Raw genomic sequence first — 18,711 nt, forward strand, 5'->3', positions numbered from 1 at the left:
GGTAGCGCTACGGGCATACGCCCGGGTTTTAACAGGATGGAGATGTCCATTGAAGGACACAACGCCATGGTGAGTCGTGGTTGGGCTCGGGGTTTATGGCCATCGGTGGCAGTGGCAAGCGGGTTGTGGGGCGCTGCGATGGCAGGCGACTTGCCGCCGCCGCCGGGCAGCATGGAGGCAGTCGCCGATGCACAGCTGTTTCTGGAACTGGTGGTCAACCAGATGGACACCGGCCGCGTCATTGCGGTCGACCAGCGCGCCGGCCAGCTGTTTGTGCCCGCCAGCGCGCTGCAGGACGTGGGTATGAAATTGCCCGGCGAGCCTGTCGGCAGCGTGGCCCTGGACCAGGTGCCTGGGCTGCACAGCGACTACGACAGCAACGGCCAGCGCCTGTTGCTGGATGTACCGCCATCCTGGTTGCAGGCGCAGTTTATCGGCAATCGCAATACCTATCCGCGCACCCAGGCCATGAGCAGCTTCGGCGCCTTGCTCAACTATGACGTGTATTTCAACGACACCGATGACGGCGGCAGCTACCTCGCCGCCTGGAACGAAGTGCGGCTGTTCGACACCTGGGGCACCTTGTCCAACACCGGGCAGGTGCGCCAGACCCTGGCTGATGGCATCACCGACAGTACCCTCGGCAACGGTTACCGGCGCTACGACACCACCTGGCGATTTTCCGATGATGAGCGCCTGCTCACCTACGAGGCGGGCGACGTGATCAGCGGCTCGCTGCCCTGGAGCAGCTCGGTGCGTCTGGGCGGGGTGCAAGTGTCCCGGGACTTTGCCGTGCGCCCGGACCTGGTCACTTACCCTTTGCCGCAGTTCGCCGGTGAGGCGGCGGTGCCCTCGTCGGTGGACCTGTTTATCAACGGCTATAAATCCGACACCGCGCAGCTGCAACCCGGGCCTTATACCCTGACCAACGTGCCATTTATCAACGGCGCCGGGGAGGCTGTCGTGGTGACCACCGACGCCCTCGGGCGCCAGGTGTCGACCACGGTGCCGTTCTACGTTACCAGCACCTTGCTGCAACAAGGCTTGACGGATTTTTCCGTGGCTGCCGGTACCTTGCGCCGTGACTACACCCTGCGCGATTTCGGTTACGGGCCGGGCATAACCAGTGGCACCTTTCGCTATGGCTATTCCGACAGCCTGACCCTGGAAAGCCATGCCGAAGCATCCAGCGACCTGACCCTCGGCGGGCTTGGCGCCAACCTGCGCCTGGGCAACTTCGGCGTGCTCAATACCGCCCTCAGCCAGAGCCAGTTCGACAGCCGCAGCGGCCAGCAACTCAGCCTTGGCTACCAGTACAACAGCACGCGCTACAGCCTGATGTACCAGCGCGTTGAACGGCGCGATGACTACGCCGACCTGACCCTGGTCGACACCCCTTACGCCAGCCTCAGCAAGCGCAGCGAGCAGGTGACGCTGAGCCTCAACCTTCAACGTTTCGGCAGCCTGGGCCTGGGGTATTTCGACGTGCAGGCGGCAGACGATTCGCGCACGCGCCTGCTCAACCTCAGCTGGAGCAAACCGCTGTGGCGCAACACCAGCTTCTACCTGTCGGCCAACCGCGAAATCGGCGACAGCAACTGGGCCATGCAGGCGCAACTGGTGATCCCGTTCGACCTCAACGGCAGCCTGGCCTTGAGCACCGAGCGCAGCAAGGACGGCACCAGTCGCCAGCGCATCAACTACAGCCGCGCGGTGCCCAGCGAAGGCGGCGTGGGCTACAACCTCGGCTATGCCCAGGGCGATGCGCCAAGCTATCGGCAGGCCGACCTGACCTGGCGCTTGCAGTCAGTGCAGTTGCAGGCCGGCGTGTACGGCAGCAGTGACGCCCAAACGCGCTGGGCGGATGCCAGCGGCTCGCTGGTGTGGATGGGCGGCGAAACCTTTGCTGCCAACCGTATCAATGACGCGTTTGTGGTGGTGAGTACCCAGGGGTTCGCCGGGATTCCAGTGCGCTACGAAAACCAGCTGGTGGGCCAGACCGACCGCAACGGTCATTTGCTGGTGCCATGGAGCAGCGCGTATTACCGCGGCAAATATGAAATTGACCCGTTGAACCTGCCGGCGAACGTGCAGAGCCCCAATGTGGAGCAGCGCGTGTCGGTACGCCGGGGCAGCGGCTATCTGTTGGAGTTCCCGCTGCGCCGGGTGCTCGCCGCCAGTATCACCCTGGTGGATCGCCAGCATCAGGAGCTACCGCTGGGCAGCCTGGTGGTGCACGAGCAAAGCAACACCCAGGCGGTGGTGGGGTGGGATGGGCTGGTCTATCTGGAAAACCTCAGCGCCCACAATACTTTGCAGGTCACCCTCAGTGAGGGGCGCACCTGCCAGGCGACATTCGCTATCGATGAGCAGCAACAGGACGTGCCCCTGATCGGGCCGTTGGTGTGCCAGTGAGTGCTTGAGCAAGGAGACTGCGGGTGAGGGGCAAGGCATGGATGTATGGGGCAGGGCTGTTATTTTCCGGGCAGGTTATGGCGGTGTGTTCGGTGGTTTCCACGGTGCCGGCCAGTTTCGGTTCGATCAGCTCGATGACGGTGCGCACTGCCGCGCAAACCAGCTCTACCACCAACTCCGGATTGAGTTGCACCCAGGCGTTGATTTCGCTGCTGGTGTCCACCGACCACTTCTACGCCACGATCACCTCGTCCACTGCTGGTATGGTCGGGCCGACCGGTGATGTGATTGGCTACACGATTTATGGCAACAACAGCACCAGTTATCCCATCACCCGCGGCACTCAATTCGATTTTGGGGGCGCGGGCGGCATTGCCCAGAGCATTGGCCTGATCGCCGGGCCCGGGGCGAAAACCGTGCCGTTGTACCTGAGCAGCATTACCGGCAGCAATATCGCAGCGGGGCTGTACACCGAGACATTGAACATCGCCTGGGTGTGGAATTATTGCTCGGGAATCGGCGTTGGCGGCATTTGCCTGGGGCGTGACACGGGCAGCGGCACGGCAAGCCTGACCGTCAGCATGACCGTGACCAATGACTGCCAGATCACCGCGCCGAATATCAGCTTTGGCAGCGCGCCGGTGGTCAGTGGGTTTACCGCAGTGACCGGCCAGACCATCAATATCGCCTGCACCAAGGGCAGTGCCTACACCGTGGGCTTGAGCGACGGCCAGAACCCGATCAGTGTCGGCGGGCGCCGACGCATGGTTTCCGGCAGCAACTACCTGGCCTATGACCTCTTCAAAAGCGCCGGCACCACGCGTTGGGGCAGCGTCGGCGCGGCGCGGCGGGCCAGTTCCACAGCGGAGGTCAACCCCGGCAATGGGTTGGGCATAGGCAGCCAGGTATTTAACTACAACGCTCGCATCTACACCGACCAGCCCACACCACCCGGCGGCACCTACCTGGACAACGTGGTGCTGGACGTGGGTTTCTAGAACTTCATCAGCGCCGGGGTGGGCTGGTCTACCGGGCTGACCATTGCGTAGTTATAGCCGCCGCCCGACCAGTACTCGGCCTGCAAACCATCGGCGCTGCGGCTGCCACGAGGCAGGAAGCCGTTGTTCGGTCCCGGCGGGCGGATATAAAAGCTGATGCGTCGGCCTTGGGGGTCTTGGTACAGCACCATGGCGGCTGCACCCTGATCGGTAGTGAGCAGGCGCCCGCTGACCGGTTTGAAGCCTGCCTGGCTCAGGTCGGGCAGGCGATGGGCTTGATCGAAATAGCGGTCGAGCCAGGCTTGCATAGTGCCGCTGCCGTCGTCGTTGTAGTCGGCGGGCATGACGCCGTCCTGGGCAAACAGACGGTAAGCCTGCATGGCATCGGTCATCGGCAGCGGCTGTGGTTGGGTGGCTTCGCGGGCGTGCCAGCCGCCAAGCCCGCCAAGGCTCACGGCAATCAGCAACGCCGCCGCGCTGGCGAAGTGGCGGCGGGACTGACGCTTGATACGCTGACGGATCAACGCCGGGTCCAGTGCCGGATTACTCGGCTGCTGCAGGGTGCCGCTCAAGGATGCCCGCAATAATTGCGCGTCCTGTTGCCAGGCGTGTACCTGGGCGGCCGTTTCGGGGTGGTTGGCCAGCCAGGCTTCAAGTACGCGGCGGTCACTGTCCGGCAGTTGGTGATCGACGTAGGCATGCAAATCGCGTTCGCTGGGGGGCAGGCTGATCATTTGAGTCTCCGCAGGGCAGGGCCGGTAATTTCGCCATCGCTGAGCTGACGCAACGCTTGGCGCGCACGGGACAGGCGCGACATCACGGTGCCGATGGGTACCTGAAGGATCTCGGCGACTTCCTTGTAGCTCAAACCCTCCACGGACACCCACAGCAAAAGGGCGCGTTGTTCGGTGCTGAGTTGGTCGAAGGCTTGCAGGGTGGATTGGGCCATCACTGTGCGCTCCACCGACGGTTGCGCATCATCGCGCCCGGTGAAGAATTCGAGCATACGTGCATAGCGTCGGCTGCGGCGATGGGCGTCGAGGAACTGCCGATAGAGGATCGCGAACAGCCAGGCGCGCAGGTCGCCTTCGACACGCTTATCAGCCCAGGCGATGATCGCCCGCTCCAGGGTCGCCTGCACCAGGTCATCGGCGCTGCTGCTGTTGCGCGTCAGCGACACGGCAAAACGCCGCAACCTGGGGATGAGTTCGTGTAACTGTTCGTCGAGTTCATGCATGGGGATGAGTCTACTCACGTGTGTTGAAGTAGACGTTGGTCCCTGTAGGTTATTCCACGCTTTGCGCAAAGAAACTTCCCGGCTAATACGTGGGAAGCGTCTGTATACCTTGAGAGTCTGTAATCTCGTGCGCAGCCCTCTATCCACCCTTGCATCTGTCGGCATTCAGCCGGCAGTTGAATAGTGAGAGGGTGCTTATGACGTGTTTGCCGAGTGATAAACAGTTTTTTTCCTGCATCTCGCTGGCTCATTTGCCTGCCGCGCAGCGGGTTTTATTTGAGCGATGGGGTTGTGGCCTTTCAACCCGAGCCACCTACGCCAACGTGCACCAAGCCTTCGAAGCGCAAGCGAGGCTGGCACCCCAGGCGACCGCTGCGGTATGCGCGGGCCAACGTATCAGCTATGAACAACTCAACCGACAAGCCAATCGATTGGCTGAGCATCTGCTTGGGCAGGGTGTTAAGCGTGGGGACACGGTGGGATTGTTCGTCGAGCGCTCGATTCCCATGCTGGTCGGGCTCCTGGCGGTGTTAAAGATTGGCGCCGCGTATGTCCCTCAGGACGCCAGAATCGTACCCACCCTGCAATTGGGCATGGTCCTCGAATCATTGACCAGCCCGGTGATTCTGACCTTATCGAGCCTGGTGGAGCGCATTCCGGCAGACGCGTCCCACCGCTGCCTCAATTTGGATACGTTCATTGCTCAAACGCCATGGCTGGCTGAAGACAATGATTGCGTGCGTGTCGGTGCTGGCCCGGATGATCTGTGCTTTGTACTGTTTACATCTGGAACCACAGGGCGCCCTAACGGCGTGTGTGTCAGCCACCGTAACGTATGCAATATTCTGCTCACTGAACCTGGGCGGATGGGTATGGCACCGGGTCGTACCGTAGGGCAGATTCTCAATATCGGCTTTGACATGGCGGCTTGGGAAATACTCGGTTGCCTGGCTCATGGTGCGACCTTGCTGATTCGCGGCAAAGACATCGCGCAGACGGCCGCACAGTGCAATGTGTTGATCGCAACGCCTTCGATACTGGCCACCCTTGAGCCTCGACAGTGTCCCCACCTCAACGTCGTTGCGGTGGCTGGAGAAGCCTGCTCCCAGGCCCTGGCGGATCGGTGGGCCGAGCACTGTACGTTCTACAACGGCTGCGGTCCTACCGAGACGACCATCGTCAACACGCTGCACCGGCATGTACCAGGCACGCTACTGACTATTGGCCGGCCAACACCCAATAACACTGTCTATGTGCTCGATGAGCAGGGGCGTGCCTGTGCCTTGGGTGAAACGGGAGAGATGTGGGCCGGTGGCGCGGGTGTGACAGCAGGCTACCTGAACAATACGGCATTGACCCAGCAGCGATACCGTCCGGATCCCTTTCTCGGTGGCGACGCCATGATGTTCCGCACACGAGATTTGGGGCGCTGGGTGGGAGACGGCCAGCTCGAACACTTAGGGCGCGTGGATGACCAAGTGAAAGTCCGCGGCTTTCGTGTGGAGCTGGATGCGGTGTCGGCGGCTCTGGAGGCCGGCGCTGGATGCATGCGCGCCGTCACTTTGAAGCTGGACAGCCGCACGTTGGTGGCCTTTGTTTCGCCTGCCAGCACTGACATCGAGGCTTGCCAAACCGCGTGCCAACAGCGCCTGGCCTATTACTGCGTGCCTCAGTCCATCTACGCAGTGGAGCATTTTCCACTGACAGCGAGGGGCAAGATCGATAAGGCATTGTTACTGCAAACGGCCCGGGAGAATCAGTTGGCGGTGCTGGCGTTCGCGACCGGGGAGCCCGGCCATGATTGATACGCTGATCCGTACCGTTGTACCGCCCAAGCCGGCGCTTTGGCGTCGCTGGACGTCACTGCCGATGTTTTCCTGTTACAACCGCCTGGCAGCCGCCGCGCTGATGGGCAACCTGGTGTTTTTGCTGTTGGCTGTGGACCTGCACGCCATCCCGGTTCAGACGCTGTCGGACATGGTGCTGATCAACCTGTCGGTTGCCATTCTCGTTCGCCAGCAATACGTGATCAATGGGCTGTTCTGGCTGGCAACGCGAATACCGCCTACATGGCCCTTACAGGTGCGGCGTAGCGCGGCCAAGGTGTACCACTTCGGTGGGCTGCACAGTGGCGCAGCCTTTGCGGCCACTGGGTGGTTTGCCGCCCTGGTTGGCGTGCAGGTTACGCGTTACCTGCAACAACCTGACAGTGTTTCGGTGGCCGGGTTATGGGTCAGCGTTATGCTGCTCGGCTTATTGCTGCTCATAGTGGTCATGGCTCAACCACGTATTCGAGGCCGGTTCCACAATGGGTTTGAACGCGTTCATCGGTTTGGCGGTTGGAGTGCGTTGCTGTTGTTCTGGTGGCAAACGTTACTGACCACGTCGAGCCTGCTGCACAGCGTTACGTTTTGGATGCTGGCAGTGCTGACCCTGAGCGTCCTGCTGCCCTGGCTGCGGCTGCGCAAGGTGGCTGTTGAACACGCACGGCCTTCCGGACATGCGGTGATTACGCGTTTGAGCCACACCACACCGTTCGCCGGTTCATCCACCGCGATCAGCCGCAACCCACTGCTGGAGTGGCATTCCTTTGCCAATATTCCCACGCCACACGAGGCGGGTTTCCGCCTGATAATTTCCCGCGCAGGGGATTGGACCGGGCGATTTATCGAGGACTTGCCGCGACATGTGTGGGTTAAGGGCATCACCACAGCGGGTGTTGCCAATGTAGAAACCCTGTTCAAGTCGGTGGTGTACATCGCCACTGGCAGCGGCATCGGGCCTGTCATGCCGCATCTGCTGGCGGCTCAGGTACCGATTCAGTTGATCTGGTCTGCCCGTAGCCCGAGGACGACCTATGGCGATGAACTGGTGGAGGAAATTCTGCGCGCCCAGCCTTGCGCATTGATCTGGGACACCGATGAGCGCGGCAAGCCAGACCTGGTGAAGTTGGCTTACGGTGCAGTGCAAGCCTTTGGTGCAGAAGCCGTGATCTGTATTGCCAACCAAACGGTGACCCAGCGTCTGGTGCAAGAGTTGGAAGCTCGGGGAATACCCGCCCATGGCGCGATCTGGGATTCCTGAGACAGCCCCAAGTGTGAACAACATCAATCAGTGGAGATGCCTATGAACGTGTTTGTGGAACGTCATGATCGAGTGGTCCTGGTCAAGCTCAACCGTCCTGAAGTCAAGAATGCGCTGAGTTCGGCGCTGATGACTGAGTTGATCAGTCATCTGGAAGCAATGGATCGAGACCCTCGGATTGGGTGTTTTGTCATTACCGGCACCGCAGAGTTCTTCGCGGCAGGGGCCGATATCAAAGAGATGAGCGGCAAGTCCTATCTGGACGTGCTCAACGAAGACTACTTCGTCGGTTGGGAGGGCTTCACCCGTTTGCGCACCCCGACGATTGCCGCAGTGGCGGGCTATGCGTTTGGCGGAGGCTGTGAGCTGGCGATGATGTGCGACATGATTTTCGCTGCTGATACCGCCACCTTTGCACAGCCGGAAATTAAGCTAGGCGTCATCCCGGGCATGGGCGCGACCCAGCGGTTGACCGGGCTGATCGGCAAGGCCAAGACCATGGACCTGGTGTTGACTGGCCGGTCAATGACCGCCACGGAAGCAGAGCAGGCGGGGTTGGTGTCGCGGGTTTACCCGGCTGCGAACTTGCTGGACGAGGTGATGGCGGTGGCGGCACAAATTGCCTCCTTCTCGCGAACGGCCACCCGTGCAGCGCGGCAGGCGGTGGAGCATTCTCTGGAGGTCGGGTTGCACGAAGGTGTGCGTCAAGAGCGAAGGTTGTTTCATGGACTGTTTGCCACGCCTGATCAGCAAGAAGGAATGCAGGCATTTCTTCACAAGCGGCAGGCCTTGTTTAATCAGCCCTAGCCGGCACTCGATCTGGCCACGTGTTGACTACAAAGAAACTACAGTGAAGGGGGAATAAGCCTACGTGGGATTCGTCTCATAACACTTTCCCCCTGCGGCCTCGGGCCCTGGAGCTTCTATGGTTGATCACTCTTTACCGCCGCGTCCGCCTCTTGGTACTACAAGTCTGCTCGTAAGGCTGGCGTGTATAGGGGGCGTGGTGGCAGTGTTGGTGGTTGCATTTGCCTACGTCAACGGCACCCTCGACCCACAGCGTCTGCGGCCAAAGACCTTGGTCAATGCCCTGGAAACCAATAACGGCGTACACCCGGGCTTTCGCCGCAATCATGCCAAAGGTGTGTGTGTGGCGGGTTACTTCGAGGCGAGCACAGAGGCGCGTGCTTACTCCAGCGCCCAGGTGTTCAGCGAGGCCAAGACCCCGGTGATTGGCCGGTTTGCCTTGCCCAGCGGCAATCCCTATGCACCGGACAGCAGTGTGCCGATTCGCAGTTTTGCCGTGCAATTCAGCCAGGCAAACGGCCAGCAGTGGCGAACGGGAATGAACAGTATGCCGGTGTTTCCGGTGGGCACGCCCGAGGCGTTCTACCAGCTGCTCAAGGCGGGTGCGCCAGACCCGGCCACCGGCAAGCCGAACCCTGCGAACATGCCGGCGTTTTTTGCCGCACACCCGGAGACGGCGCCGTTCCTGGCCTGGGTCAAGACTGCCAAGCCATCGGCCAGTTATGCGACGCAAACCTACAACGGCATCAATGCGTTTTACCTGGTGGGCGAAGGTGGCAAGCGTCAGGCCGTGCGGTGGAGCGTGGTGCCGCAAAGCCAGGACGCGGCGGGTGATGCTGCGCCGTCGGGCAGTGACTTCCTGGAACAGGATTTGGTGCAGCGCCTGGCCGCCGGGCCTTTGCGTTGGCAGTTGAACATGACCCTGGCCAACCCCGGCGACCCCTTGGATGACGCGAGCAAGACCTGGACTGGCCCGCATACGCAGTTCAACGCCGGCACTCTGGTACTGCAAAGCAGCCAGCCGCAGGCAGACGGTGATTGCCGTGATATCAACTTTGACCCGCTGATTTTGCCCAGCGGTATCGAGGCCTCCAACGACCCGTTGCTGGCCGCACGCTCCGCCGCGTATGCCAGTTCGTATCTGCGCCGTGCGGGTGAAGTCAGCCCGTTGCACAGCCCCCCTCAGGAGTCGAAGCCATGAATGCTCAACCGCGTTTTTTTGCACCGCTGGCGCGTCTGTTGCACTGGCTGATGGCGCTGATGATCATTGCCATGCTGTTTATCGGTGCGGGATTGGCGGCGTCGGTGTCGGAACGCCATGAATGGCTGATCCACCTGCACAAACCGCTGGGTATTGCGATCCTGGCCCTGGTGCTCGTGCGTTTGGCCGTGCGCTTTACCACCCGGCAACCGCCGTTGCCAGCCGATTTGCCGATGTGGCAAGTGCTGGCGGCCAAGGCTTCCCATGTGCTGCTGTATGCGTTGATGCTGGTGTTGCCGCTGCTGGGCTGGGCGATGATTTCGGCCGCCGGTGACCCGGTGATGCTCAGCAGTTCTGTACAACTGCCAGCGCTGGTAGGGGCGAATGCGCCGTTGTTTGCGCTGTTGCGCAAGGCTCACGGCTACCTTGCCTACCTGTTGTTCCTGACAGTGCTGGTGCACTTGGCGGCGGCGCTGTTCCACGGGTTGATCCGCCGCGATGGGGTATTGCAGAGCATGACCGGCACCCGGGATTGATCGCTTCTGTGGCGAGCAAGCTCGCTCGCCACAAAAAGCTTGCCACAAGGGTTAACGCAAAAGCCCGACGATATCGGCGACGCTGCTCAATACGTCCTTGCCCAGCTGTTTCGATCGATCGCCCGACCAGCCGGTACGCGGGTTGGGCGCATCGTCGTTGTCCTTGAAGGGCATCTCCAGGGTCAGGGACAGGCAGTCGTACTTCTCACCGACTGCGTTGCAGGCCAGGGTCATGTTAGCTTCGCCCGGCAGGTCGCGGGTGTAGCCGTAGGTGGTTTGGAAGTCCCGGGTCAGATGGCTCAGGTGGTTGCGAAAGTGTTTTTCCAGGGCTTCGATGCGTGGGGTGTAGCCTGGATTGCCTTCGCAGCCGGCGGTGAAGATGTAGGGGATTTCTTCGTCGCCATGGATATCGAGGAACAGGTCCACGCCGTACTTTTCCATTTGCTGCTGCACAAACAGTACTTCCGGGCTGGTTTCCTGATTGGCGCTCTGCCAGGCGCGGTTCAGATCCTGGCCCATGGCGTTGGTACGCAGGTGACCGTGAAAAGCGCCATCGGGGTTCATGTTGGGCACCAGGTACAGGTCGGCCACTTTCAAGAGTTTTTTCAACTCCGCGTCACCGTCCTTTTGCAGGCGTTCAATCACGCCCTCCATAAACCATTCGGCCATGTGTTCGCCGGGGTGCTGTTGGGCAATGATCCACACCTTACGGCGACCTTCAGCCCCTTTGCCACGGCGCAACAGTTGTATATCGCGGCCCTCGACACTCTTGCCGGTGGCCAGCAGCTTGACGCCGGCGTACTTCAGGGCTTGTTCGATCAGCCAGTCGTGACGTTCACGGCTGTAGGGTTCGAAGTAGGCGAACCATACGTGCTTTTCGCGGGTCTGGAGCGTGATATGCAGGATCTCGCCATCAAAGCGCGTTGGCACCCGGAACCAGTTGATATGGTCATAGGATGCCACGGCGTTGTAGCCGCTCCAGGCGTGTTTATAGGATGAGCCACCGGCGTTGCTCAATCGAAAAGTGTGGGTGTGCCCCACATGCATGCCTTCGGCCTTGAAGTGGAACCATTGAAAATGTTTGCTGCGGGTGTCGGGTTTGATTGCCAGTAACAACTGATAGGCATCGCTGGCATCCAGGACCTGGATATTGCCGCTGTCGAAGTCGGTGCTGATCTTGATGGAGGTCAAGGCCACGGTCATAGTCTGGTTGCCTGAATATGAGTGATGTGGCGGCTATATTACACAGAGGTCAGGTAAAACCTGGATGCAAAATTGTTGCACGGGGAGGGGGCGTCATCCCTGACGCCGCGGCAGCTTAGGGGCTATGAGATTGATTCTCAAGCGCTATTTCGCAAAGATCCGGGCTAGAGCTGTCGTGTGGCTTTCTTTCGACGATGGTCTTTTGCTACCATGCGCGCCATCGAGCAACACACAGTCTTCATTAGCCTGAAGCCATGCCAGGGAAACTGGCAAAAAAAAGACCCGGCCAAAGAGCCGGGTCAAAAACCGTGATTAGCCTGATGAGGAGATATTCCAAGAGTCCGACCTAAGGTCCCTTGGTCTATCGACTGATCTCGCGATCAGCTTGGTCCAATAATAATCATTATCATTTGCAAGTCAAATGTTTTTATCCCTTGGATAGAAATATTTTTCTTTCGCGTCTGTTACGCATTTGCCCGGGCCCCCGGCGCTTGCAACGAGCGCTCCACCATCGCCTTCGCCATATCGATCAAATACACCACGGAAAACGCCAGGTCGCGCTGATTGCCTTGATGGCTGCACGCTGATTCGTAGGCGGTTGCCGCAGCACTGCGCAGCAGGTCAGACGCGTGAACCAGGGCCTCCTCTTGGCTGACGCCCGGCTTGATCGCGAACAGGGCACCCTCCACGGCTGGTGCCGACATATCTTCTTTCAAGTAATAGTCCAGCGCGCGCTGGGCCGCGCCGCTGTGGCACATGTTCTGTAATTCAACCTGTTCGGGTATTTCGGGCAATGAAAGCGGGCTATTCGTCATAAGCGGCAGTACTCCGGTGGGTGTCGAAATCCTTAGGCTTGATGATAGTACGTATCGTATTTATGTCGTTTTATGGATTACTACAAACTGTTTATTGCCCCGAAAAATACGCACCGTATTGTCAGGCGCCATGGATAACTGGATAGCGTTGGTCAAAGCCAACATGAAAGACCGCAAGGTCACGCAGGAGCAACTGGCAGAGCGCCTGGGTATGTCCCAGGGCGGCGTCGGCCATTGGCTCAACAAGCGCCGAGTGCCGAGCCTTGCGGACATGAACCGGGTGCTGGCCGAGCTCGGGCTGGGCTACCTGGAGGTGGCGCTGGAGATTCGCGAACGGGCCGCGCAAGAGCCTGCGTTGCAACAGCACTACAACCCGTATTTTCGCTATCCGGTCAGCGACTGGCAGCAGGCGTGCGAGCTGCGCGAAGAACGTGCACTCTATGGGCCTGGCCGCTACGAATTGAGCGATTACCACGCGCGTGGCGAGGCGTTCTGGCTGCCTGTAACGGGCGACGCCATGACCGCGCCCACGGGCATGAGCATCGGTGCCGGGACGATGATCCTGGTGGATCCGGCCATCGATCCTGTACCCGGCAAACTGGTGGTCGCCCAATGGTCTGGCAGTTCCCAGGCCACTTTTCGCCAATTGCAGGAAGAGAGCGGCCAGCGCTATCTGGTGCCGCTCAATCCGACGTACCCCAAGGCGCTGCTCACCGACGACTGCCACATCCTTGGCGTCGTGGTGCAAGCCACCGCGAAGTTCTAGGCGGTAGTTTCAAGCTCCACCAGCGCGCTGCCTTCGGCAACCATTTCACCTTCCTGGCAGAACAGCGCCTTGACCACCCCGTCATGGGGCGCACGGATGCTGTGTTCCATCTTCATGGCTTCGAGTACCACCAGCTGTGTGCCAGCCTCAACGGTTTGGCCTACCTCTACCAGCACACGAACGATGCTGCCGTTCATCGGTGCGCTGAGACCGCCCTGATGAGATTGGCCGGCCTCGACCGCCGCAATCGGGTCGAACAGCCTGACGGCATGCATCTCGCCATTCCAGCGCAGGTACAGGCTGCCTTCGTTGCGGACCGCCAGATGGGCACGGCGCACACCCTGGTGTTCGATCAGCAGCTGCTCGCCGCACAATTGTGACGTGTTGGCCAATGTCACCAGCCGATCCTGCCCGTTGCAGCTCAGATGCAGCGACACTTCGGCGGGCAGGCCCGCACGAAAGCCCTGGTTATTGGCCCAAGGCCCATCACCTACCGGCAGGCTCTGCATAAACGCCGAACCTGCTGCCTGCCAGAATGCATCGCTCAACGCACCGGGCGCCGGTAACAGTTCATCCTGATAACGCGGGATAAACCCGGTGTCCAATTCGGCCGCCGCGAACGCGGGATGGCCGATGATGCGCCGCAGAAAACCCAGGTTGGTCTTGAGCCCACCCACCGCGAACTCATCGAGCATACTTAAAAGTCGCAGGCGTGCCTGTTCGCGGTCTTCGCCCCAGGCAATCAGTTTGCCGAGCATCGGGTCGTAGAAGGGCGACACGCTGTCCCCTTGCTCGACACCGCTGTCTACCCGACGGCCCGGGCCAGGGCTGGATTCGCGGTACAGCGCCAGGTGACCGGTGGCCGGCAGGAACTCGTTGGCCGGATCTTCGGCATACAGCCGCACTTCAATCGCATGACCGATCAAGGGTACCTGCTCCTGTGTGATCGGCAGCGCCTCGCCCTGGGCGACCCGGATCTGCCACGCCACCAGGTCCAGACCGGTAATCGCCTCGGTGACCGGATGCTCCACTTGCAGTCGCGTATTCATCTCCATAAAGAAAAACTCGCCACGGGCATCCAGCAGAAACTCCACCGTACCGGCACCGACATAGCCGATGGCCTGGGCCGCACGCACGGCCGCTTCGCCCATGGCCTTGCGTTGCTCAACGCTGAGCCCTGGCGCCGGCGCTTCTTCGACAACCTTTTGATGGCGCCGCTGGATCGAGCAGTCGCGCTCATTGAGGTACAGGCAATGGCCATGCTGGTCGGCAAACACTTGAATCTCGACATGGCGCGGCTTGAGCAGGTACTTCTCCACCAGCATCTGCCCATTGCCGAAGGACGACAGCGCCTCGCGCTGGGCGGAGGCCAGGGCATCGGCCAATTGGCTGACATCCTCGACCACCTTCATGCCCTTGCCGCCGCCACCGGCCGTAGCCTTGAGCAATACCGGGTAGCCAATACGCTCACAGGCGGCGCGGAAGGTCTCCAGGTCCTGGGCCTCGCCGTGATAGCCCGGCACCAGGGGCACACCGGCGGTTTCCATCAATGCCTTGGCCGCCGATTTGCTGCCCATGGCGTCGATGGCGGCAGCGGGCGGGCCGAGGAAGATCAAGCCTGCCGCCTCGATGGCCCGGGCAAAGCCAGCGTTTTCCGAGAGGAAGCCGTAGCCGGGGTGAATCGCCTGGGCGCCACTGGCGTGGGCGGCGGCAATCAGTTTGTCGATTTGCAAGTAACTGTCGGTGGCTTTGCTGCCTCCCAGGTCGACACGAATATCCGCCTCGCGGCTATGGCGCGCATCACGGTCGATGGCGCTGTGCACGGCCACGGTCGTCAGCCCCATGGCCTTGGCAGTGCGCATGACCCGGCAGGCAATCTCGCCACGGTTGGCTACCAGTACGGTGGTCAGTGTGCTCATGAGCGCGGCTCCTGGGCTTGCCAGCTCGGCGCACGTTTTTGCAGGAAGGCCCGCAACCCTTCCTGGCCCTCGGCGCTTACGCGAATGCGCGCAATGGCGTTTTCGCAATAGCGTCGCAGCGCCGGGGTGAGGGCACCGTTGCCCACTTCACGCAGTAAATCCTTACTGGCGCGCATCGCCGCCGGACTGTTTTGCAGCAGGTTGGCCACCCACTGGTCCACCTGGTGATCCAGGCTCTCGGCCGGATAACTCTCTGCCAGCAAGCCGATCTCCTGCGCCCGCTGGCCGCCAAATCGCTCAGCCGTCAGAGCATAGCGGCGGGCCGCGCGTTGGCCGATGGCCTGCACCACGAATGGGCTGATCACTGCGGGCGCCAGGCCGATGCGCACTTCCGACAGGCAGAATTGCGCGTCATCGGCGCCGATGGCCATGTCGCAGCAACTGATCAACCCCAGCGCGCCACCATAGGCCGCACCTTGCACCACGGCCAGCGTGGGGATTTTCAGCTTGGACAGGTTGTACATCAGCTCCGCCAGTTCGCGAGCGTCGTCCAGGTTGGTGTGGTAGTCCAGCTCGGCCGACTGCTGCATCCAGGCCAGGTCGGCGCCGGCACTGAAATGCTTGCCGCGCCCGCGCAGTATCAGAAATCGCAGGGACGGGTCGGCTTGCACTCGGTCCAGGGCGATGATCAGTTCGCGGATCATTTCGGCATTGAACGCGTTGTTCTTGGCTTCACGACTGAGCCACAGCGTGGCAAAGCCACGGCTGTCGGTGATCAGTTCGAGGGTGTTGAAATCGTTCATGGGGTGCAGCTCCATTTACATGCGGAACACGCCGAAGCGGCTCGGCTCGATGCGGGCGTTCAGTGCGGCGGACAAGGCCAGGGCCAGCACGTCGCGGGTCTGCAACGGGTCGATGACCCCGTCATCCCACAAGCGCGCGCTGGAGTAGTAGGGATGGCCCTGGGTTTCATACTGGTCGAGGATCGGCTGCTTGATGGCGGCTTCCTCCTGCGCACTGAAACCGCTGCCTGCGCGCTCAGCCTGCTCGCGCTTGACTTGTACCAGCACCCCGGCGGCCTGTTCGGCGCCCATCACGCCAATGCGTGCGTTGGGCCACATCCACAAGAAGCGCGGGTCATAGGCGCGGCCGCACATCCCATAGTTACCGGCGCCAAAACTGCCACCGATGATCACGGTGAACTTCGGCACCCTGGCGCACGCGACCGCCGTGACCAGCTTGGCACCATGTTTGGCGATGCCGCCGGCTTCGTATTTCTGGCCGACCATAAAGCCGGTGATGTTTTGCAGGAACAGCAGGGGGATCCCACGCTGGCAGGCCAGTTCGATAAAGTGCGCGCCTTTCTGCGCGGCCTCGGCGAACAGGATGCCGTTGTTGGCCAGGATCGCAATCGGGTAGCCATGCAAGTGCGCAAAGCCGCAGACCAACGTTGTCCCGAACAACGCCTTGAACTCGTCGAACACCGAAGCGTCCACCAACCGCGCGATGACTTCGCGCACATCGAACGGCTGCTTGGCATCCGCCGGAATCACGCCGTACAGCTCTTCGCTGCTGTACAGCGGTGCCACGGGCGGGCGCTGCAGCAACTCACCTTGTTTGCGCCAATTGAGGTTGGCCACGCTGCGCCGGGCCAGCGCCAGGGCGTGTTCGTCGCTGTCGGCGTAGTGGTCGGCCACGCCGGAGATCTTGCAGTGCACATCGGCGCCGCCGAGGTCTTCGGCGCTGACCACCTCACCGGTGGCCGCCTTCACCAGCGGCGGGCCCGCAAGGAAAATGGTGGCTTGCTGGCGCACCATGATTGCTTCATCGGCCATCGCCGGCACATAGGCGCCGCCGGCGGTACATGAACCCATCACCACGGCGATCTGCGGGATGCCCTGGGCGCTCATGTTGGCCTGGTTGAAGAAGATCCGCCCGAAGTGTTCGCGGTCGGGGAATACCTCGTCCTGGCGTGGCAGGTTGGCGCCGCCGGAATCCACCAGGTAGATGCACGGCAGACGATTCTGCTCGGCGATGGTTTGGGCGCGCAGGTGCTTTTTCACTGTCAGTGGGTAGTAGGAACCGCCTTTGACCGTGGCATCGTTGGCGACGATCATGCACTCGACGCCTTCCACACGGCCGATTCCGGCAATCACGCCAGCCGCCGGTACGTCTTCGCCATACACCTGATGAGCCGCCAGTTGGCTGAGTTCAAGAAACGGCGAACCCGGGTCGAGCAAGCGATTGATGCGCTCCCGGGGCAGCAGCTTGCCGCGCGAGGTGTGGCGTTCCTGGGCCTTGGCACCGCCACCCTGTTGCACGTGGGCGAGCAGGGTATGCAGGGCGTCGACCTGTGCAAGCATCGCCGCGCTATTGGCGGCAAATTCCGCCGAGCGCGGGTTGAGTTGGGTATGCAGGGTGGCCATGACGCGCTCCTTCAGCGGGTTTCGTTGAACAGTTCGCGACCGATCAACATCCGCCGAATCTCACTGGTGCCGGCGCCGATTTCATACAGCTTGGCGTCACGCAACAGGCGCCCGGCGGGGAATTCGTTGATATAGCCGTTGCCGCCCAGGATCTGGATCGCATCCAGGGCCATCTGCGTGGCGCGCTCGGCGCTGTACAGGATCACACCGGCGGCGTCCTTGCGCGTAGTCTCGCCGCGCTCGCATGCTTGGGCCACGGCGTAGAGGTAGGCGCGGCTGGCGTTGAGCTGGGTGTACATGTCGGCAACCTTGCCCTGGATCAGCTGGAATTCACCGATGCTCTGGCCGAACTGCTTGCGGTCGTGGATGTAGGGCACGATCAAATCCATGCACGCCTGCATGATCCCGGTGGGGCCGCCGGACAGCACCACGCGTTCGTAGTCCAGGCCGCTCATCAGCACTTTCACGCCGCCATTGAGCACGCCGAGGATGTTTTCTTCCGGTACTTGCACGTCATCAAAAAACAGCTCGCAGGTATTGGAGCCGCGCATGCCCAGCTTGTCGAACTTGTTGCTGCGACTGAAGCCTTTCCAGTCGCGCTCGACGATGAAGGCTGTGATGCCGTGGGGGCCTTTTTCCAGGTCGGTCTTGGCGTAGATCACATAGGTATTGGCGTCGGGGCCGTTGGTGATCCAGGTCTTGCTACCGTTGAGTACGTAGTGGTCGCCGCGTTTGTCGGCGCGCAGTTTCATCGAGACCACATCGGAGCCGGCATTCGGCTCGCTCATGGCCAGGGCGCCGATGTGCTCGCCGCTGATCAGCTTGGGCAGGTACTTGAGTTTCTGTTCGTGGTTGCCGTTGCGATTGATCTGGTTGACGCACAGGTTGGAGTGCGCACCGTATGACAGCGCCACCGAGGCCGAGCCGCGGCTGATTTCTTCCATGCTCACTACATGGGCCAGGTAACCCAGGCCGGCGCCGCCGTATTCTTCCGGCACGGTGATGCCCAGCAGGCCCATGTCCCCGAACTTGCGCCACAGGTCGGCGGGGAACAGGTTATCGATGTCGATCTGCGCCGCACGCGGTGCGACTTCCTTGGCCACAAAGGACTGCACCTGGTCGCGCAGCATGTCGATGGTTTCGCCGAGGGCGAAGTTCAGGGACGGGTAACTCATGGGCAGGCACCTTAATGTCAGCTTTGTTGTTGTGTGGATTGGGCGCAGGAGGAGGGCGCTCACCTTTACGTTAACGTAAGCTTGCGTTGCGGTGCTGTCAATCGTAGTTTACGTTTACGTCAACCTACA

The 18,711-nt window shown here is 61.2% G+C and carries 16 protein-coding genes; 8 read left to right on the forward strand and 8 right to left on the reverse strand.

Going from position 1 to position 18,711, the window contains the following annotated elements; genetic code table 11:
- Window positions 1-66: 66 nt before the first annotated feature.
- Together E3O56_RS11450 and E3O56_RS11455 are read left to right on the forward strand one after the other, a co-directional pair.
- The gene (locus E3O56_RS11450; RefSeq protein WP_248128353.1) at window positions 67-2,415 is read left to right on the forward strand and encodes a fimbria/pilus outer membrane usher protein; all 2,349 of its coding nucleotides are present in this window, start codon (window positions 67-69) and stop codon (window positions 2,413-2,415) included.
- 41 nt (window positions 2,416-2,456) lie between these two features.
- A complete protein-coding gene (locus E3O56_RS11455; protein ID WP_179119838.1) occupies window positions 2,457-3,413 on the forward strand; it encodes a spore coat U domain-containing protein in 957 nt (318 codons plus the stop codon).
- On the opposite strand, the gene E3O56_RS11460 is transcribed toward E3O56_RS11455, so the two are convergent.
- Window positions 3,410-4,147 (reverse strand): anti-sigma factor, encoded by a 738-nt coding sequence (locus tag E3O56_RS11460; protein WP_248128264.1) that lies wholly within the window; start codon window positions 4,145-4,147, stop codon window positions 3,410-3,412. The two genes, E3O56_RS11455 and E3O56_RS11460, sit on opposite strands and share 4 nt — an antisense overlap.
- Window positions 4,144-4,650, reverse strand: a complete 507-nt coding sequence (locus tag E3O56_RS11465) for a sigma-70 family RNA polymerase sigma factor (RefSeq protein WP_032880556.1) — start codon at window positions 4,648-4,650, stop codon at window positions 4,144-4,146. Before E3O56_RS11465 ends, E3O56_RS11460 begins: the two co-directional genes overlap by 4 nt.
- A 197-nt stretch (window positions 4,651-4,847) precedes the next feature.
- Here E3O56_RS11465 and E3O56_RS11470 point away from each other — a divergent pair, with 197 nt between their 5' ends.
- The 5 genes from E3O56_RS11470 to E3O56_RS11490 all read left to right on the forward strand — a co-directional run bounded on the left by E3O56_RS11470 (window position 4,848) and on the right by E3O56_RS11490 (window position 10,278).
- The gene (locus E3O56_RS11470; RefSeq protein ID WP_248128266.1) at window positions 4,848-6,455 is read left to right on the forward strand and encodes an amino acid adenylation domain-containing protein; all 1,608 of its coding nucleotides are present in this window, start codon (window positions 4,848-4,850) and stop codon (window positions 6,453-6,455) included.
- On the forward strand, window positions 6,448-7,734 hold the full coding sequence (locus E3O56_RS11475) for a membrane protein (protein WP_032880558.1): 1,287 nt from the start codon (window positions 6,448-6,450) through the stop codon (window positions 7,732-7,734). The genes E3O56_RS11470 and E3O56_RS11475 overlap by 8 nt, the downstream gene beginning before the upstream one ends.
- Window positions 7,735-7,776: 42 nt before the next feature.
- Window positions 7,777-8,541: an enoyl-CoA hydratase-related protein gene (locus E3O56_RS11480; RefSeq protein WP_032880559.1), complete on the forward strand. Its 765-nt coding sequence runs from the start codon at window positions 7,777-7,779 to the stop codon at window positions 8,539-8,541.
- Window positions 8,542-8,659: 118 nt separating this feature from the next.
- Window positions 8,660-9,742 carry a catalase family peroxidase gene (locus tag E3O56_RS11485; RefSeq protein WP_248128268.1) on the forward strand — a complete coding sequence of 361 codons (1,083 nt, stop codon included), beginning with the start codon at window positions 8,660-8,662 and terminating at the stop codon, window positions 9,740-9,742.
- A complete protein-coding gene (locus tag E3O56_RS11490) occupies window positions 9,739-10,278 on the forward strand; it encodes a cytochrome b (RefSeq protein WP_078821698.1) in 540 nt (179 codons plus the stop codon). The genes E3O56_RS11485 and E3O56_RS11490 overlap by 4 nt, the downstream gene beginning before the upstream one ends.
- A gap of 51 nt (window positions 10,279-10,329) precedes the next feature.
- Here E3O56_RS11490 and E3O56_RS11495 read toward each other — a convergent pair whose 3' ends face one another.
- Both E3O56_RS11495 and E3O56_RS11500 read right to left on the reverse strand, forming a co-directional pair.
- Window positions 10,330-11,481, reverse strand: a complete 1,152-nt coding sequence (locus tag E3O56_RS11495; RefSeq protein ID WP_005789223.1) for a M14-type cytosolic carboxypeptidase — start codon at window positions 11,479-11,481, stop codon at window positions 10,330-10,332.
- Window positions 11,482-11,945: 464 nt separating this feature from the next.
- The gene (locus E3O56_RS11500; RefSeq protein WP_248128269.1) at window positions 11,946-12,296 is read right to left on the reverse strand and encodes a DUF3077 domain-containing protein; all 351 of its coding nucleotides are present in this window, start codon (window positions 12,294-12,296) and stop codon (window positions 11,946-11,948) included.
- 130 nt (window positions 12,297-12,426) lie between these two features.
- Here E3O56_RS11500 and E3O56_RS11505 point away from each other — a divergent pair, with 130 nt between their 5' ends.
- Window positions 12,427-13,062, forward strand: a complete 636-nt coding sequence (locus tag E3O56_RS11505) for a S24 family peptidase (RefSeq protein WP_103734469.1) — start codon at window positions 12,427-12,429, stop codon at window positions 13,060-13,062.
- On the opposite strand, the gene E3O56_RS11510 is transcribed toward E3O56_RS11505, so the two are convergent.
- The 4 genes from E3O56_RS11510 to E3O56_RS11525 are packed head-to-tail and all read right to left on the reverse strand — an operon-like array spanning window position 13,059 to window position 18,582.
- On the reverse strand, window positions 13,059-14,981 hold the full coding sequence (locus E3O56_RS11510) for an acetyl/propionyl/methylcrotonyl-CoA carboxylase subunit alpha (protein ID WP_103734470.1): 1,923 nt from the start codon (window positions 14,979-14,981) through the stop codon (window positions 13,059-13,061). The genes E3O56_RS11505 and E3O56_RS11510 overlap by 4 nt on opposite strands.
- Window positions 14,978-15,784, reverse strand: a complete 807-nt coding sequence (locus E3O56_RS11515) for a gamma-carboxygeranoyl-CoA hydratase (RefSeq protein ID WP_032880565.1) — start codon at window positions 15,782-15,784, stop codon at window positions 14,978-14,980. Before E3O56_RS11515 ends, E3O56_RS11510 begins: the two co-directional genes overlap by 4 nt.
- Window positions 15,785-15,799: 15 nt before the next feature.
- On the reverse strand, window positions 15,800-17,407 hold the full coding sequence (locus E3O56_RS11520; RefSeq protein ID WP_032880566.1) for a carboxyl transferase domain-containing protein: 1,608 nt from the start codon (window positions 17,405-17,407) through the stop codon (window positions 15,800-15,802).
- Between the two features lie 11 nt (window positions 17,408-17,418).
- On the reverse strand, window positions 17,419-18,582 hold the full coding sequence (locus E3O56_RS11525) for an isovaleryl-CoA dehydrogenase (protein WP_005789212.1): 1,164 nt from the start codon (window positions 18,580-18,582) through the stop codon (window positions 17,419-17,421).
- Window positions 18,583-18,711: the final 129 nt, after the last annotated feature.

The organism is Pseudomonas sp. W2Aug9, assembly GCF_023127755.1.
In the GTDB taxonomy this organism is placed as follows: Bacteria; Pseudomonadota; Gammaproteobacteria; order Pseudomonadales; family Pseudomonadaceae; genus Aquipseudomonas; species Aquipseudomonas synxantha_A.